We start from the raw sequence: 16002 nt of genomic DNA on the forward strand, positions 1-16002 counted from the left end.
CATCACGCCCGCGTCAGAACAACGTGCCCTGCACCGTGGGCTGTTCGATGGGCGCCGGTTGTTCGGCCACATCTTCGGCACCCAACCGCCAGGCCAGGCCGCCCAACCGGCTGGCGTGCCGCTTCAGTGCGGCCTGCAGCACGTCGGCGCTGCTGGCCACATGCAGTACCTGGCGGGCGCGGGTCAGGCCGGTGTAGACCAGCTCGCGCGACAGCACGCGGCTGTCCTGGCGTGGCAGCTGCAGCCACACTTCATCGAACTCCGAGCCCTGTGCCTTGTGCACGGTCATCGCAAAGGCGCTTTCGTGCGCGGGCAGTGCGGCCGGGTGGAAGGCGCGTGGCTGCTCGACGGTGTCGCCCGGGAACCAGGCCACGATCGCGCCGCTGTCGTCGCGCAGGCAGATACCGATGTCGCCGTTGAACAGGCGGTGCCGGTAGCTGTTCTCGGTGACCAGCAGAAGGCGGCCCTGGAAGTAGCCCGGGGTGTTGCCCGCCAGCAACTGCTCGATACGACTGTTGAGGCCACGCGCGCCCTGCGGGCCTTCGCGCAGCGCGGTCAGCACGCGCAGGCGACCGGCCTGCTGCAGGGCACGTACCGGATCCGCGGCCTCGGCCAGTGCACGCCAGTGGCCCAGCAGGTGCTCACGCTGGCCACGCAGCGGGTCCGCCTCACCTTCGTGGAAGTGCACGCCAGCCAATCCACCACCGCGCAGCAGCTGCAATGCAGTGCGGCTGTCACCTTCACGCACGGCATGCGCCAGCGGTGCCAGGTCCAGCGCATCACTCTGCCGGTAGCCGCGTTGCAGCTGCACGCGACGGCCGGCGAAGGCGCGTGGTGCGGCCTGCGGCTGCAAGGTGGCCGGTGCCAGCAGGCCATGCAGCGCCAGCGCATCGTCGGCGCGGGTGCCGATGCCATCGCCGCTGGCGCGCAGGATCGCGCTGAGCACATCACCGGCTTCGACCGACGGCAACTGATCGGGGTCGCCGAGCAGGATCAGGCGGGTGCCGCTGGCAATTGCATCGACCAGCTTGGCCATCATCGGCAGATCGATCATCGACGCTTCGTCGACCACCACCACGTCCACCGCCAGCGGATTGTCGGTGTGGTGGCGGAAGCGTGGTGAGTCGGGAATCACGCCGAGCAGTCGATGCAGGGTGGTGCCGCTGCTGGGCAGTGCCGCGCACAGCGTCGGATCCAGTCCCTGTTCCTGCAGGCGTTGCACGGCCATGCGCAGGCTCTCGGCCATCCGCTCGGCGGCGCGACCGGTGGGCGCGGCCAGCGCCACCTCGGGCAGCGGCTGGCCGGCGTGCCGGGCCTGCGCGGCCAGCAGCAGCAACAGGCGTGCGATGGTGGTGGTCTTGCCGGTGCCGGGGCCGCCGGTGACCAGCGCCAGCGGATGGCGCAGGGTCACGCCGGCTGCGCGTGCCTGGTGATCTTCGCCGTGCGATGCGTGCGGGAACAGCTGCGCGAACAATGGCGCCAACGCTGCCATGTCCGGCGCCGGCAGCGGATGCCGGCCGATGCGCTGCAGACCGGTGGCCAACTGGCGCTCGTACTCGCGGTAGCGGCGCAGGTACAGCAGCCCGTTCTCCAGCACCAAGGGGGCATCCCCGGCGATGGCGTCAGCCTGCTCCGGTGTGGCCACCCATGGCGATGCGCGCAGCTGCGCCAGCCAGGCCTGCGCGGCGGGCCACTCGGGCACGCCTTCCAGCAACCGCTGCGGTTGAGCCGGATCGAACGCGGCGTGGCCCTGCGACACCGCCAGCGAAGCCAGCGCCGCCGCCAGTGCCACATTGTCGGGCGTGTCGTCGCGCAACCGCTGCAGGCTGGTCGCCAATGCGTGGTCGAGGGTGCGCAGCAGGCCCTTCTGGTGCAGTTCCTTCAGCAGGCTCATGCGCTGGCTCCTCGGGCACGCGCGGCGAGCTGGGCCTGGGCCTGCTCGCCGCCGGCGAACAGCGCGTCGAGTGCATCCACCAGCGCGAACGGGAAACGATCCACGTGCACGCCGTTGCCCGTGCCATCCAGGCCGCGGCAGAACAGGTAACGGATGCCGCCCATGTCGCGCTCGTAGTCGTAGGCGGCGCCCAAGCGGAAGCGCAGCCAGCGATGCAGGGCCACGGTGTAGATCAGCGCCTGCAGATCGTATTCGCTGTGGCGCATGGCAATGGCCAGCAGGTCCGGGCTGTAGCCGGGCAGGCGGTTGGACTTGTAGTCGAGCACGTACCACCGGCCATCACGCACGTAGGTCAGGTCGATCATGCCGGTCATCAGCCCCTCCAGGCGGCGGCGCTGGCCGAAGCCGCGGCGGCCACTGGAAACACCATGCGCATGCAGCACCTGCAGCAGCGCCGGCACGGTGGTCGCCTCGATGGCGAAATGGAAGTCGATTTCGGCGCGGCGCTCGCCTTCACCGAGGCTGTGCAGCGCACCGCCTTCGGGCAGCGGTACGGTCAGCGTGTGGCCCACCAGCGGCACCAGCACCGCCACGCCATCGTCCAGATCGACGTCGGCATAGCCCTCATCGTGCAGCGCCTTGCGCAGCACCTCGGCCTGGCCCTCGGGAGCTTCCCGGCCTGGTTGCCAGTCAGCCCATGCGGCGAAGTCGACGTTTTCCATTGCCTCGTGCAGCACGTTGCCGAAGCGGCTGCCCATGAAACGCGGGTCGAGCGGCGCGCTGTCCTCGGCCTCCGCGGCGGCTTCCGGCAGTGCCGGTTCCAGCGGCAGCTCCGGGCCGGTGGGTTCGTCGGCTGCCGGCGCCGGCAGCGCGGTGGCAGCGGCTTCGATGTCACTGCCCGCGCCGGCATCGGCGTGGGCCAGCTGGGTGAAGCTGTACACCCACCAGTCGTGCGGAACGCGCCGGGTCAGTGCACGCACCGCCGGAAGATCCCCTTCCACTTCGGCCGCCAGCTGCGGCAGCGCAGCCGGTACCTCACTGTCATCGATGCGCACATCGGCATGCGCGCGCAGCGCCTGCAGGTCACCCAGCAGCGGTGCCAGCCGCGTCCTGCCGAGCCCGGCCAGATCACCCACGGCGATCCACAGCGCGTGCTCGGCGCGGGTCAGGCCGACATACAGCAGGCGGGCATCCTCGGCACGCTGCTCGCGCTCGCGCTGCGCAGTGGCCGCTTCCCAGGCCTCGTCCTTGCCCAGCTTCCAGTGCAGCTGGCGCTGGCCGCCCACATGCACCGTGCAGTGCGAGGCGGTGTTGGGCGCACCGCCGTCGATGCCCACGAAGGGCAGGAACACCAGCGGGTACTCCAGGCCCTTGCTCTTGTGCAGGGTGATGATCTGCACGCGGCGCGCATCCGATTCCAGGCGCAGCAGCTGCTGCTCGTCATCCTGGTCGGCGCTGGCCATCTGGCCCTGCAGCCAGTCCAGCAGGCCGTGCATGCCCAGCGCCTGCGCCGAGGCTTCCTGCAGCAGTTCGCCCAGCTGCAGGTAGTTGGTCAGGCGGCGCTCGCCATCGATCAGCGCCAGCAGGCGCTCGCCCTGCGCGGCGCAGACGTCGGCGATCACCGCGAACGGGCCGCCGCGCTGCCAGCGCTCGCGCCAATGCAGCAGCTGCGCCTGGAACCCGCGTTGCAGGTCGCCCTCGTGCTCCATCGCCGCGATCGCACTGGCGCGCTGGCCGAGCAGCACTGTGGCCAGCGCTGCGCGCAGGCGACCTTCGTCAGCCGGCTGCAGCAGCGCCAGCAGCAGTGCACGCAGATCACGCGCTTCGCTGGTGGCGAACAGGCTCTGCTTGCCCGCTGCCACGGCAGGAATGCCGACCGCGGCCAGCGCGCGCTGCACCAGCGTGGCCTCGCGATGCGAACGCACCAGCACCGCGATGTCACCCGGCTGTACCGGGCGCCCACGCAGCACCGCATTGCCGGCGCGCGCCTCGACCAGGATCTGGTGGATCGCCGCCACACAGGCCTGGGCGGCTGCTTCGCGCGAGGCATCGGCACTCATCGCCTTGTCACCGCCACTGCGCAGCACGCGCAGAGTGAGTGCCGGGGCAGCATGGCCGTCGCGCTGGTAGTCCGCATCGCTGCGCACGCCACCGGGCCGCACCGGCTCGAACTGGATGCCACGCTCGAGGAAGGCGTCTTCGCCACCGTTGTCGTACAGCGCCTGCAGCGCGCGCAGCACGGCCGGTCGCGAGCGGAAGTTCTGGTCAAGCACCGGCGCCTGTTGCGCTACCCGCTTGGCCTTCAGGTAAGTGTGGATATCACCGCCGCGGAAACCGTAGATCGCCTGCTTGGGATCGCCGATCAGGAACAGCGCCGGTGCCAGGCCGAGCTCGCGCACTTCCGGTGAATCGCCGAACACGGTGTGGAAAATGCCCCACTGACGGTCGTCGGTATCCTGGAACTCATCGACCAGCGCGATGCGGTACTGCGCGCGCAGCTGCTTGACCAATGCCAGGCGCTGCGGGCCTTCCAGGGCCAGTGCGACGCCATCGATCAGATCGTCGTAGGTCTGCACCCGGCGGGTGCGCTTGAGCGCCTGAAGGCGCTGTCTGGCTTCGTCGCGAAGCACGTGCAGGAAGTTCAACGCGGTGGCACGGAGCCAGGCATCGCGTTCGGCCAGAAGCGCGACATAGCGGGCCAACGGCGCCTGCAATGGCGACGATGGCGTGCGCTCGGCGAATTTCTTGTTGGTCTTGGCTGCCAGCGCCTCCGGCAGCAGTGCCGGCAGGCGCTCGCTGGTCAGCAGCTCGCGCGGGTCGGCGCGTTCGGCCCAGCCCAGCAGTTGCCGGCCCAGCGGGTGCAGCCAGCCCAGCTTGTACGACACGCCGTTGATCCATTTGTTGTCGACCGCATCGCAGAGGTCGATGAAGAACTGCTCGCCATGCTCGCGCACGCTTGCGGACAGCTCTTCGGCAACACTCTGCAGGGCGGCCTGCGGATCGGGCAGCGCCACCGCCTGTGGCAACGGGTGCAGCGGCGGCGCGGCCAGCAGCGCGCGCAGATCGGCGGCCAGTGCGTCCGGGGTGGACCACAGCCAGGTCAGCGGTTCCAGCGTGGCCGGGTCATTGGCATATACCCGCCACAGGTCGGCCGCGAGCGCTTCCAGCAACTCACGGTCGCTGGCCAGCAGCCCCGGCGGATCAAAGGTGTGGCCGCTCTCCAGCGCATGCTCGCGCAGCACGCGGGTGCAGAAGCCATGGATGGTGAGGATGGACGCAAGGTCGATCTCATCGGCGGCGACCTGCAGGCGGCGCTTCAGTGCGGTGGCGCGCTCGGTACCTCCCTGCAGATGGCGCTGCAGCACCTCGCGGGTCAGCCGCACGTCCGGTGCTTCGCCTTCGACCGCTTCCAGATCGACCAGTCGCGCCGCCAGCGCCAGGCGCTCGCGGATGCGCTTGCGCAGTTCCTGGGTAGCCGCATCGGTGAAGGTCACCGCCAGGATCTGGCCGATGCGCAGGCCCTGCTCTACCACCAGGCGGGTAAACAGCGTGGCCAGGGTGAAGGTCTTGCCGGTACCGGCGCTGGCTTCGATCAGGCGGATGCCATCCAGCGGCAGGGCCAGATAGGGATCGACCGCCATGCACTGGGCTCGCTCATCGATGAAGGCGGGGCTCATGCGCTGCCCTCCTGGCGCGTTTCGGCGCCGAGGGTGCGGCCTTCGCGCACCGCGCTGAAGACCACCTGGCTGTTGCGCAGCAGGTCGGCATAACTGGCATCGGAGGCGAACGGGTCGGCCCCCCGCAGCAGCAGCTGCCAGGCGTCGCTGCTGGATTCACCCCAGCTGCGGTCGCTGCCGTGCCACTGCTTCCAGCCCTCGCTGCGCTGTTTCTCTGCCGGCGCGTTGTACAGCGCCCAGCCGGTATACGGGGCAAAGCGCAGCGGCTCACGCAGGCCGCGCTGGCGCAACTGCAGCAGCGCGCGCAGCGCCGCGCGTGCAGCAGGCGCGCTCAGTGCCGGCAGTACATGCGGGCCAGGACCGGCGTCGCCGCCATCGTGGAACTGCACAAGGGGCAGTGCGTCGCCGGCGGCGTTGGCCAGCAGCCAGTCCAGGCCCTGGCGGATCACTGCATTGCCATTGAGCGTGCCGGCGCGCAGCCGCACCAGGCCTTCGGGATGCCGATCGGCCACGCGGCCGTGCAGGCGCACGCCATCGATGTCCACTTCGTAGCGACGGCTTTCCAATGGCTCGCCCTGCATCCAGCCCAGCAGCGCACTGGCATACGGACGCGTCTTCAGCTGCTCCACCTCGAACTGGCGCTGGCCCAATGGACCGGACGGCAACAGGCCACGCGCGCGCAGCCGCGGGTACAACGGCTCGGTATCACCGCTGAGCGTGGCGCGCACCACCGCCGCCTGCACGCTGCGCTTTTCCGGGCCGCGCGATGACAGCACCAGCGGTTCCAGGTCATCAACTTCCCCGGCATCGTCGGCCAGGCGCAGACCCAGCGACTGTGCGAGGAACTGCCCGGCCGGGTCGCACAGGAAGCGGCGCAGGGTGTCGAGCGCGAGCTCGTCTTCCACGGCATCGTCGGGCGGCGGCGGCAGCGGGGCATCGAACCACGGCTGCAGGCCACCACGCTGGCCGGTGAGGCGGCCGGCAGCGGGATGCCATTGCCGCCGATAGCTGAAGCGGCGTGGATCACCCTCTCCGAACGCCGCCGGTGAGAACGGCTGCAGTGCATGGCGCACGGTAAAGTCGCGGACCGCCGCAGGCGGATCGAGGTGATACGCGGCGGCGGCATCGATCAGTTCACTGACCAGCACCGACGGCTCACGCACGCTGCCATCGCGTGGATCGGCGCCGAGGTAGCTGAGGTAGAACACCTCCTGCGCGGCGGCGAACAGCTGCAGGAACAGGAAGCGGTCGTCTTCGCGGGTGGAGCGATCGCCCGGGCGGCGGCGTGGCGTGTCCAGCTCGGCGGTGAGCTGGTTGAGGCCCGCGGCCGGGTCACGGCGCGGGAAATCGCCGTCATTGAGACCGAGCACGCAGATCACCCGGAACGGCAGCAGGCGCATCGGCACCATGCGGCCGAAACTGATGCCACCGGTCAGCAGCGGCGCGCGCGTATCGGCCTCGCCCAGTACGCCGGCGAAGTGCGAACGCACCACCTCAGGCGGCACGCCATCTTCGAAACCGGCCTTGGCGGCATCGTCGGCGAACTGATTCAGCAGCTTGCGCAGGCGCTCGAGGGCACGCTGGCTGTTGGGCGAGCTGGGCGCGGTCGGCAGCAGCGCGTCCAGCAGCGACAGCAGCCGTTGCCGCCACTGCGCCGGGGTCAGCAGCTCGCCGAGGCGACGCTGGTAGACCGCCAGCACGCGCAGCAGCCGCAGCAGCCGGTCCAGTGCTTCCAGCGCGCCGCCTTCCAGTTCGATCCACGGCGCCACGCCGGCCAGGTCCGCCTCGCTGCCGGTGGCGTGACCGAGCACCAGGCGGTCCAGTGCGAACTGCCAGGTGTAGGCGTCGTCGGCCGGCGCCTGGTGCTGGTTGCGGTGCTTCGCATCCAGGCCCCAGCGTGCGCCGGCCTGCTGCAGCCAGCCGTGCAGGCGATCGAAGTCCACCGCCTCCAGTCCGGCCGCTTCGGCCAGCGGCGCGCTGGCCAGCAGGTCCAGCACTTCGTTCAGGCCGAAACGCGAGACCGGCAGGCCCAGCAGGTGCACGAACACATCGGCCAGCGGCTCTCCTGCCAGTGGGCTGCTGTCGGCCAGCGCGTAGGGAATGTGCTCCTCCTCGCCGCCGCGGCCGCCGAACACTGCCTCCAGGTACGGCACATAGGGATCGATGTCCGGCGCCAGCACCGCGATCTCGCGCGCCTGCAGCGGCGGGTCGAAGCGAGGGTCCTGCAGCAGGCTGCGCAGCTGGTCGTGCAGCACCTGAAGCTCGCGCAGCCGGGTGTGGCAGGCATGCACCTGCAGGCTGGGGTCGTCGCTGCGCAGCCCATCGCGCAGCTCGCCCGAGGGCAACGCGCGGCGATGGAAAAGATCGCGCTGCAGGCGATGCAGCAGGCTGTCGGACAGGCCGCCTTCGTCAAGGGTCGGCCGGGTGTCTTCTTCCGGATCCGAATACGCGGCAATCTCGCCGGCCGGGTGCACCACCTCGTAGCTGCCCAGCACCGCCATGAAGTCGCGGCCGGCCGCACCCCAGGCCTCCAGCAGGCGGTTCTCACCGGCCGCTTCACCGAAGGGATCGGGCGCGCCGCTGCGCAGGCGCTCGGCCAGCGTCTGCAGGTCACCCCAGTACGACTGCACCGGAGTGGGCATATAGAAGTGCAGCTCGCCCACCCGCGCCTGGGTGGCCATCACCCGCAGCACGTCGGGCGAGATGTTGAGCGTCGCGAACGCGGACATCCGCGGTGGCAGGCCCTGCGGCAGCGGCTGGCCGGCACCCTCGAAGCGATCCAGGTACGCCTGGATGCGGCGCGCGCGGTAGTCGCGGCCATGGGCGATGGTGCGCCAGAGGATCGCCTGCGGGTCGGCCGGGTCGGCGCCGGCCTCCCAGCGCAGCAACCAGTCGCGGCGCCAGGCCTGGTACTTCTCGAACACCGACGCCAGTTCACCGGCCAGTGCCCACGGCTTCAGGGCGTCGCCGCCGGCAAGATAGGACTGCAGCGCGCGCATCGGTGGCTGCGCCAGCAGCGCCGGGTCGCGCAGTGCCTGGTACAGCTTCCAGTGCAGGCCCGCCGCGTCCAGGTCGTCGCGTTCGCCCGGCACATTGGCATTGAGTGCACGGGCAACGAACTCGCCCGGGGTCAGGAACTCGAGGTTGGCGGCCACGCCATACTCGGCAGCGAGTGTCGCTTGCAGCCAACGCCGCATCGCCACCTGCGGGATCAGCACCACCTCCGGCGCGAGCAACGGCTGGCCCGGAACCGGCACACGCACGTTGCGTGCCAGCAGCGCAGCCAGCACGTCCAGGGAGTTGGAATGGTAGAGGCGGAAATCGCTGCCCGGGTCACTCATCATGCACAGTGTGCAGCACGGCAGGCAGTATTCAATGGCCAGCCCATCGCCGGTACGGATTGTTCCGCGCTGCCGGCCGATTGTCCCGGCCTGGCAAGGGTCATGCCGTGCCACAATACTGGACCGTCCAGTCTGCTTATGTTCAGCCGATGGGCCCGATCCTTCGATGTCTAAAAAACGTTAATGGTGCCCATGTCGGCTTCCGCCTCCAGTCTGGTGCAGTTATCCAACGTCCGCATCGACCGGAGCGGGCGCACGATCCTGCGTGACGTGTCGCTGCAGGTGCCCAAGGGCAGCATCACGGCCGTGCTGGGCCCGTCGGGCAGTGGCAAGTCGACCCTGCTGGCGGCACTGACCGGCGAACTGCGTCCGGTCGCCGGCGAGGTCACCCTGTTCGGCAGGCCGGTTCCGCATGACAGCGGCGCGCTGCTGGAGATGCGCAAGAGCGTGGGTGTGCTGCTGCAGGGCAACGGCCTGCTGACCGATCTGACCGTCGCCGAAAACGTCGCGCTGCCACTGCGCACGCATACCCGCCTGCCGACCGCCGTGCTGCGCCGCCTGGTGGAAATGAAGCTGCATGCCGTGGGCCTGCTGGCCGCTGCCGATGCCTGGCCGCGCGAACTGTCCGGCGGCATGGCGCGCCGCGTCGCGCTGGCCCGCGCGCTGGCACTGGATCCGCCACTGATGATCTACGACGAGCCGCTGACCGGGTTGGACCCGATCGCCTCCGGCGTGATCATGAGCCTGATCCAGCGCCTCAACCACAGCCTGGGCCTGACCAGCATCATTGTCAGCCACCACGTGCACGAGACCCTGCCGATCTGCGACCAGGTGATCGCCATCGCCAATGGCGGCATCGTGTTCCAGGGCACGCCCGAGGCGCTGCAGTCCAGTCAGGACCCGCTGCTTCGGCAGTTCCTGCACGGCCAGCCCGATGGCCCCATTCCGTTCGATGCCGCGCCGCGCGCGAGGGTCGCCTGATGCCGTTCGTCCAAGCCACCCGCTCGCTGGGTCGCGCCGGCCTGTTCTCGCTGACCGTGCTGCGTGGTTCGCTGCCAACCCGTGATTTCCTGGCCGAGCTGACCCGCGAGATCTACAAGATCGGCGCACGCTCGCTGCCGATCATCGCCGTCGGTGGTGCCTTCGTCGGCCTGGTGCTGACCCTGCAGGGCTACCGCACGCTGACCACCTTCGGTGCGGCCGACGCGCTGTCGACCCTGCTCGGCCTGTCGCTGTACCGGGAACTGGCGCCGGTGCTGACCGCGCTGTTGTTCATCGGCCGCGCCGGCAGCTCGATCGCCGCCGAACTGGGCCTGATGCGCGCCACCGACCAGATCAAGGCACTGGAGCTGATGGCGATCGACCCGGTGGCCAAGGCCGTCGCGCCGCGCTTCTGGGCGGCGGTGCTGACCGTGCCGCTGCTGACCGGCATCTTCTGCTCGCTGGCGATCAGCGCCAGCTACTTCGAAGCGGTGCATGTGCTGGGCCTGGACAATGGCGTGTTCTGGTCGGCACTGCGCAACAGCGTCGATTTCTGGGACGACTTCGGCGTGGCGATGCTGAAGTCGGCGATCTTCGGCGGCACCGCAGCGCTGGTCGCCGCCTATGTTGGTTTCCACGCCGAGCCGACCATCGAGGGCACCTCGGTGGCGACCACCCGTGCGGTGGTCAATGCCTCGCTGCTGGTGCTGATGTTCAACTTCGTGCTGTCGGCAATGTTGTTCACCTAACCCCTCCACCGGCGGTGCGCATGCGCGCGCGGCCACCACGACTCGATCAGGTAATCCACATGGCCATCCGCGGTCCCAGACTCGAATTCTCTGTCGGCGCATTCCTGCTGCTGGCCCTGGCCTCGCTGATGGTGCTGGCCGTGGCCTCGACCAACCAGCGCTGGAGCTGGGGCAGCCAGGGCTACGAGCTGAAGGCGCGCTTCTCCCAGGTCGGCCAGCTGCGCAAGCAGGCGCCGGTGAAGATCGGCGGCGTCACCGTCGGCCAGGTCGCCTCCATCGACCTGGATCCGGTGAAGTTCGAATCCATCGTGACCCTGCGCATGGACAGCAAGGTCAAGGACCTGCCGGCGGACACCTCGGCGGGCATCTTCACCAGTGGTTTGCTCGGCGAGAGCTATATCGGTCTGCAGCCGGGCGGTGACCCGGACGTGCTGAAGGCCGGTGACGAGATCGTCTTCACCCAACCGGCGGTGGACCTGATCCAGCTGGTCGGCAAGTACATGTTCAGTGGCGGCGCCGGTGGTGGCCCTGCCCAGAAGCCCAACGATGGCGCGCAGGCGCCTGCAACGGAACCGCAACCATGAAAATGAAACTGATTCCCGCCCTGCTCGCCTCGGCGCTGCTGATGGCCACCCCGTTCCTTGCCCAGGCCCAGGCGGCCGCCCCCGCCGCTGCCGCAGCGCAGGGCCAGGCCGGCAAGGTGGTGATCGATGCCAGCACGCGCATTCTCACCACGCTGCAGCAGCGCCGCAGCGAGTTCAGCAGCAACCCGGCCAGCCTGCGCAGCTACATCGACAGCGAACTGAACCGCACCTTTGACCGCGACTATGCGGCACGCCTGGTGCTGGGCCCGCACGCCCGCGGCGCCTCCGACGGCGACATCAAGCTGTTCGCCGATGCGATGGCCGACAGCCTGATGCAGCGCTACGGTTCGACCCTGCTCAACATCCAGGGCAAGCCGAGCTTCCGCCTGAAGGGTGAAAGCCCGCTGCCGGGCAACCGTGGCGTGCGCGTCAGCACCGAACTGGTGCGCGCCGGCAACGAACCGACCCCGGTCGAGTACTGGATGCGCAACGTGAACGGCCAGTGGAAGATCTTCGACGTCAACATCGAAGGCATTTCCTACGTGCAGACCTTCCGCAACCAGTTCGATACGCCCTTGCGCCAGAAGGGCATCAAGCAGGTGGCCAGCGAGCTGCACAGCGGCAGCCTGCAGGCCGGGCCGGCGGGCAATGGCAAGTAACGCACTGGCGCTGCTGGAAGGCGACACCCTGCGCCTGCGCGGGGTGCTCGACCGTGCCGCGGTGATTGCACTGTGGCCGCAACTGCAGGCCCTGCCAGCCCAGCTGGCGCGGCTGGAGCTGGGCGAGGTCGAGCGCGTGGACAGCGCCGGCCTGGCCCTGCTGGCCGAACTGGCCGCCCGGGCACGCAAGGCGGGCCATGCGCTGGCCATTTCCGGCGCGCCGGTCGGCTTCAACGAGCTGAGCGCAGCCTACCGGCTGTCGCCCGACCTGGACTTCAACGCTACTTCTGCTGCGAGCTGACATGAACGTCGTACGCACTTTCCCCCTGATCCTCCTGGCCACCGCCCTGACCGCCTGTGCCGGCAAGCCCGCGCGCAGCGACGCACCGGTCGCCAGCACCGTGGTCGCGCCCGGCCCTGCTGCCGAGGCGACGGCCGCAACGGCCGATACCGGGGTGGTCGGTACTGCTCCGGTCGCTCCCGTGGCCAGCCCGGCAACGCCTGCCGCTGCGGTGCCGACAACTGCGCCGCAGGGCGCAGAGGCCAGCCCACCGAAGACCGCAGCATCCACCGCCGCCAGCGACGATGATTTCGACGCCCTGTATGGTGGCACCGGCAACACCGGCAGTGCCGCGGCCTACGATCCGTGGGAACCGTTCAACCGCAAGGTCCACAAGTTCAACAATGCGGTCGACCGCGGTGTGGCCCGCCCGCTGGCCACCGCCTATACCCACGTGGTGCCGCGTTTCGCGCGTACCGGCGTCAGCAACTTCTTCAGCAACCTGCGTGCGCCGGTGACCATCACCAACCAGCTGCTGCAGGGCCGCGGTGCCGATGCGTGGGACAGCCTCGGCCGCTTCCTGATGAACAGCACGCTGGGCATCGGTGGCCTGTTCGATCCGGCCAGCAAGGCGATGGTGCCGCGTCGCAATGAAGATTTCGGCCAGACCCTGGGAGCCTGGGGCTGGCGTCGTTCGCGCTACGTGGAACTGCCGTTCTTCGGCCCGCGTACCGTGCGCGACGTGTTCGGCCTGGCCGGTGACATCCCGTTGTCGCCGATCCGCCGCATCGAGGAAGACAAGGTCCGCATTGGCCTGCAGGGCCTGCAGCTGGTCGACACCCGCGCACAGCTGCTGGCGATCGACGATCTGCGCGACACCGCCGTGGACGAGTACTCGCTGGTGCGCGATGCGTGGATGCAGCGCCGCAACTACCAGATCGAGAACGACCTGCGCAGCAAGCGCGACCGCGGCCATGATGATGCCAATTCGCCGATCCCCGTGGATGCGATGCCGATGCCGCAATGGACCCACTGAGATCGCTCTGCGATGCATGAGAAAACCCCGCCTCGGCGGGGTTTTTCTTTTCCAGCGAGTTTCTTTTCCGGCAGGTGCCAACCTGGGTTGGCACGCTTTGCTCAGGCCGCCAGCGCGGCCTCGATGGCGTCACGCAGGCGCACGTCATCGGCCGCCACGTCCGGGGCAAAGCGTGCAACCACCTTGCCATCACGGCCGACCAGGAACTTCTCGAAGTTCCACAGCACCGCCGGTGCTGCGTGGATCGGAATCTCCTTGCTCGCCAGGCGCTCACGCAGCGGGCCTTCGCCGATCGACTGCGGCTGGGCGGCGGTCAGCCGCTGGTACAGCGGGTGGGTGTCCTCGCCAGCCACGCTGATCTTGGAGAACATCGGGAAACTGACGTCGTAGGTAAGCTGGCAGAACTGCTGGATCTCGGCCTCGCTGCCCGGCTCCTGGCCGAGGAAGTTGTTGGCGGGGAAGCCCAGCACTTCCAGGCCCTGCGCGTGCTTTTCCGCATACAGCGCCTGCAGGCCTTCGTACTGCGGGGTCAGGCCGCACTTGGAGGCGACGTTGACCAGCAGCAGCACCTTGCCCTGGTAGTCGGCAAGCGAGGACGGCTGGCCGTCGATGGTGGTGAGGGGAATGTCCTGGATCGGGGTGCTCACGCGGGCTCCGGCTACGGCGGGAATGGCCCACCAGCATAGCGCCGCGCGCGCTGTTGTAGAGCCGAGCCCATGCTCGGCTGATGCCATGGCAGCCGAGCATGGGCTCGGCTCTACAGGCATCCTCAATCCACGCAGATCGTGCCCTGCGCCTTGCCGTCATCGATACGCTGGCGGCAACCGAAGTTCTGGCTGGCATCACGCTGGCAGGTACCGGACGCCACATCACCGGCCATTGCCTCGCCTGCGGCCAGGCACTGGCCCGTGCAGTCGCTTTTGCGGCTGCAGGCCTTGCCGGCGTCGGCATAGGGAATCACGCATTGCTCGCGCTGCAGCCGGCCGAGCCGCTGCAGGGTGCCACCGGCGGCCTGGCAGTCGACGTCGCGCGCTTCGCGATAGGCCTCGGCAGCTTCAGGGCTGGTGGCCGTGGCCTGCGCGGTCGTGTCCACGCTCGGTGGCGCGCTGCTGCAGGCAGCAAGCAGTGCGGTCAGGACAAGGCTGGTGCAAAGGGGCAGGCGCATCGTGGTACCGGATCGGGCGGGCAGGCCGCCAGCATACGCACCGGCGATGCAGGCGGCGTGTCGGCGCCGGTCAGGCCTCCCGGTCAGGCCTCCTCGCCGTCGCTCGCCTCTTCCTCGGCCGTGGCATCTCCCTCGGCCAGGTCGCCGAGCAGCGACTGGGCCTGCTCGGCAGCCAGCGACTCGACACCCCGCAGGCGCCGTTCGATGGTGCGCGTCTTGCGGCTGGCCTCGCCGATGCTGCGCCCGACGGTGGTGATCTGCTTCTCGGCCTTCTCCAGGATGCCGGCGAACTTGCCGAACTCGCTTTTCACTGCGCCCAGCAGGCTCCATACCTCGCTGGAGCGCTGCTCGATGGCCAGCGTGCGGAACCCCATCTGCAGGCTGTTGAGCAGCGCGGTGACCGTGGTCGGCCCGGCCACGACCACGCGGTGCTCGCGCTGCAGCAGATCGACCAGTCCCGGGCGGCGGATCACTTCGGCGTACAGCCCCTCGGTGGGCAGGAACATCACTGCGAAATCGGTGGTATGCGGGGGTGCGATGTACTTGTCGCAGATCGACTTGGCCTGCACGCGCACCGCGCGCTCCAGCTGGATGCCCTGCAGGCGCACGCCTTCGGCATCGCCCTGTTCCTGTGCGTCCAGCAGGCGCTCGTAGTCCTCGCGCGGGAACTTGGAGTCGATCGGCAGCCACACCGGCGTGTCGTCGCTGCTGCGGCCCGGCAGGCGCACGGCGATATCGACCATCTCGCCACTATCCGGGCGCACCCTCACCGCACGCGCGTACTGCTCCTGGGTGAGTGTCTGCTCGAGGATATTCTCCAGCTGCACTTCGCCCCAGCTGCCGCGGTTCTTGACGTTGGTCAGCACGCGCTTGAGGTCGCCCACGCCGGTGGCCAGCTGCTGCATCTCGCCGAGGCCACGCTGCACCTGTTCCAAGCGCTCGGAGACGAGCTTGAAGGAATTGCCCAGTCGCGTTTCCAGCGTCGACTGCAGCTTCTCGTCCACGGTGTGGCGCATCTGCTCCAGCTTCTGCGCGTTGTCGTTCTGCAGCGCGCGCAGCTGTTCCTCCAGCGTGGCACGCATCTCGGCGATGCGCTGCTCGTTGCGCTGTGTCAGTTCCTGCAGGCGCAGGCCCAGACTGTCGGTCAGGCGCTGCTGCGACAGCGCGCCCTCCTCGCGGCCCTTGCGTGCATCGTCCACCAGGGTCTGGCGCAGCGCCCCGAGCTGGGTATCGGTGCGCGCAGTGAGCTCCTGCAGCTGCTGGCCAAACGCATGGATGCGTGCCTCCTGCTGCTGGCCGAAGGTCTCCAGCTGGCCGCGCAGTTCCTGCAGCCGCTGCCCCATCAATGCTGCGCCGCGCTGCTGGCTGTCGGCCACTTCAGCGCGCGCTTTGCGGGCATCTTCGCCCAGCGCTTCGCGCAGCAGGTCCAGGCGCTGATCGGTGCGGGTGGACAGATCGGTCAGCGCGCGGGCGAAGCCATCGAGCTGTTCGCGCAGTTCGCTGCGCCCGGCGCGCGCCTCCTCGCGCACGGCCTGTTCCAGGCGGTCATGCGGCGGGCGGCGCAGCAGGGCGACCAGCTGCAGGATGAGCACGGCCAATAGAAGGCCGGCAATGAGCAGGTATTCGGTTTGCATGG

At 69.1% G+C, this 16002-nt stretch carries 12 protein-coding genes; 6 read left to right on the forward strand and 6 right to left on the reverse strand.

The window, feature by feature from the left end; genetic code table 11:
- Positions 1-13: 13 nt before the first annotated feature.
- The 3 genes from recD to recC are packed head-to-tail and all read right to left on the reverse strand — an operon-like array spanning position 14 to position 8915.
- Positions 14-1894, reverse strand: a complete 1881-nt coding sequence (recD, locus tag DL544_RS21055) for an exodeoxyribonuclease V subunit alpha (protein WP_139728022.1) — start codon at positions 1892-1894, stop codon at positions 14-16.
- Entirely contained in the window at positions 1891-5571 is a 3681-nt protein-coding gene (gene recB, locus DL544_RS21060) for an exodeoxyribonuclease V subunit beta (protein WP_139728024.1), read from the reverse strand. Before recB ends, recD begins: the two co-directional genes overlap by 4 nt.
- Positions 5568-8915, reverse strand: a complete 3348-nt coding sequence (recC, locus tag DL544_RS21065) for an exodeoxyribonuclease V subunit gamma (RefSeq protein ID WP_111126906.1) — start codon at positions 8913-8915, stop codon at positions 5568-5570. The genes recB and recC overlap by 4 nt, the downstream gene beginning before the upstream one ends.
- Before the next feature lie 189 nt (positions 8916-9104).
- Between recC and DL544_RS21070 the strand changes: the two genes are divergently transcribed.
- From DL544_RS21070 to DL544_RS21095, 6 genes are read left to right on the forward strand one after another with little or no spacing between them, the layout of a single operon-like run.
- Entirely contained in the window at positions 9105-9893 is a 789-nt protein-coding gene (locus tag DL544_RS21070) for an ABC transporter ATP-binding protein (RefSeq protein ID WP_065179062.1), read from the forward strand.
- On the forward strand, positions 9893-10642 hold the full coding sequence (locus DL544_RS21075) for an MlaE family lipid ABC transporter permease subunit (RefSeq protein WP_005414955.1): 750 nt from the start codon (positions 9893-9895) through the stop codon (positions 10640-10642). Before DL544_RS21070 ends, DL544_RS21075 begins: the two co-directional genes overlap by 1 nt.
- A 59-nt stretch (positions 10643-10701) precedes the next feature.
- Positions 10702-11226 carry an outer membrane lipid asymmetry maintenance protein MlaD gene (gene mlaD / locus DL544_RS21080; protein ID WP_065186607.1) on the forward strand — a complete coding sequence of 175 codons (525 nt, stop codon included), beginning with the start codon at positions 10702-10704 and terminating at the stop codon, positions 11224-11226.
- The gene (locus tag DL544_RS21085; protein WP_053496740.1) at positions 11223-11885 is read left to right on the forward strand and encodes an MlaC/ttg2D family ABC transporter substrate-binding protein; all 663 of its coding nucleotides are present in this window, start codon (positions 11223-11225) and stop codon (positions 11883-11885) included. The genes mlaD and DL544_RS21085 overlap by 4 nt, the downstream gene beginning before the upstream one ends.
- Complete coding sequence (locus DL544_RS21090; RefSeq protein ID WP_111126908.1) at positions 11875-12186, forward strand: STAS domain-containing protein; 312 nt, start codon at positions 11875-11877, stop codon at positions 12184-12186. Before DL544_RS21085 ends, DL544_RS21090 begins: the two co-directional genes overlap by 11 nt.
- Position 12187: 1 nt before the next feature.
- The gene (locus tag DL544_RS21095; protein ID WP_139728026.1) at positions 12188-13201 is read left to right on the forward strand and encodes an MlaA family lipoprotein; all 1014 of its coding nucleotides are present in this window, start codon (positions 12188-12190) and stop codon (positions 13199-13201) included.
- A 101-nt stretch (positions 13202-13302) separates the two neighbouring features.
- Here the strand turns inward: DL544_RS21095 and DL544_RS21100 are convergent, their stop codons facing one another.
- The 3 genes from DL544_RS21100 to DL544_RS21110 form a co-directional block, all read right to left on the reverse strand.
- Positions 13303-13848, reverse strand: coding sequence for a glutathione peroxidase (locus tag DL544_RS21100; RefSeq protein WP_139728028.1), 546 nt, complete (start codon positions 13846-13848; stop codon positions 13303-13305).
- A gap of 122 nt (positions 13849-13970) precedes the next feature.
- On the reverse strand, positions 13971-14366 hold the full coding sequence (locus DL544_RS21105; RefSeq protein WP_065179037.1) for a hypothetical protein: 396 nt from the start codon (positions 14364-14366) through the stop codon (positions 13971-13973).
- A gap of 83 nt (positions 14367-14449) precedes the next feature.
- The gene (locus tag DL544_RS21110; protein ID WP_139728030.1) at positions 14450-16000 is read right to left on the reverse strand and encodes a DNA recombination protein RmuC; all 1551 of its coding nucleotides are present in this window, start codon (positions 15998-16000) and stop codon (positions 14450-14452) included.
- Positions 16001-16002: the final 2 nt, after the last annotated feature.

It is taken from the genome of Stenotrophomonas sp. pho (genome assembly GCF_006228405.1).
Classification (GTDB): domain Bacteria; phylum Pseudomonadota; class Gammaproteobacteria; order Xanthomonadales; family Xanthomonadaceae; genus Stenotrophomonas; species Stenotrophomonas sepilia.